Source organism: Cognatundibacterium oligocarboniphilum, assembly GCF_013377855.1.
GTDB classification, from domain to species: Bacteria; Pseudomonadota; Gammaproteobacteria; order Burkholderiales; family Burkholderiaceae_D; genus Undibacterium; species Undibacterium oligocarboniphilum.
This window is the reverse complement of the sequence record NZ_JABXYJ010000028.1, coordinates 1-1253: the sequence shown is the minus strand read 5'-3', so window position 1 is coordinate 1253 and position 1253 is coordinate 1. Positions and strand designations below refer to the sequence as shown.

Here is a 1253-nt window from a genome sequence, read left to right as displayed (position 1 = left end):
GTATGTAATTACATGGTATGTAATACATTATCATATTAGACGGAGTGAACATGGCCAGAGCGGGATTGTATAAGTCTGAAGTCGAAAAAGCACGTAACTCTCTCTTGGCACAAGGGCGTCATCCCTCAGTCGATGCGGTGAGAGTTGCACTGGGCAACACAGGCTCCAAGACCACTATTCACAAATATTTGAAGGAACTAGAGGAGGAAAACGGCGGCAACGTTGACCGTAAAATCTCTATTAGTGAAGCATTGCAGGATCTGGTGATGCGCCTCGCCAAACAGTTGGAGGCCGAGGCAAGCAACCGAATTGCTGAGCTGGAATCGCTCCACAGCGAGAAAGATCACCTACATGAGACTGAAATTGCAGCCCTAACAGCAAAAAACGTGACCACCCAAGAGAGACTTGATCTAGCGATAGCGTCGATCAAGGAAGAAATGCAATCCCACGAACAGACGAAGGAGGCTATGCAGAGCGAATCCATCGCCAGGCACACTTTGGCGCAGCAAGTGGCGGATCTCAAAGAACGTCTGACGGAGAATGAGGTACACAGAAAGTCACTGGAGGAAAAACACAATCACGCAAGGGATGCCCTGGAGCATTACAGATCATCAATCAAAGAGCAGCGTGATCAAGATCTCCGACGCCATGATCAGCAAGTTCAGCAATTCCAATCTGAACTTAGCCATTTGAAGCAAAGTCTGGTGCTCAAGCAACAAGAAGTGACGCAACTCAATCAGGATGGAGTAAGGCTGGTTGCAGAGTTGTCGCAAGCTCAGAAGTCGTTATACGAAGAGAAAAATCATCATCGTAGATTGGATGCGGAACTCGAAACGCAACGTGCCATAGCGCAGCGCGTATCACAACTGGAGGCCTTACTAGACGAGAAGAACGCCCAGATTACTGGTGTCGCAGATCAAAATAAGGAAATGTCCAGCCGGATTAGTAGCCTGCAGCTAGAGTTAGCCACTACCAGTGCCAAGCTCGAGGCTCAACAACTGATGATGGCTGAGTTGAAAACGTATTTGGGTGCGAGAGAAGTGCTAAATAACGATGCCATTACTAATAATTAAGACTGCCAGTGATATATCCTGCTGAATAGAGCGATACTGAAGTGCTTGCAGCTTCCCCAAAAATGTAAAAGAAGCTTTATATGAAGGCTTCAAAACTTAAAAAAATAGCGATCTTTGAATTGATCAATGGTGATTTTTAACGCTAACTTTACATTTTTGGGGGATGGGCAAACTTAACCA

The 1253-nt window shown here is 46.0% G+C and carries 1 protein-coding gene; it reads left to right on the top strand.

Annotated elements, in window-relative coordinates:
* Positions 1-50 precede the first annotated feature (50 nt).
* Positions 51-1073 carry a DNA-binding protein gene (locus tag HV832_RS17115; protein WP_176805262.1) on the top strand — a complete coding sequence of 341 codons (1023 nt, stop codon included), beginning with the start codon at positions 51-53 and terminating at the stop codon, positions 1071-1073.
* The last annotated feature ends 180 nt before the right edge of the window (positions 1074-1253 follow it).

Bases quoted from the DNA above. Each gene is read 5' to 3' on its own strand.
- HV832_RS17115 (WP_176805262.1), top strand. From the start codon at position 51: ATGGCCAGAGCGGGATTGTATAAGTCTGAAGTCGAAAAAGCACGTAAC.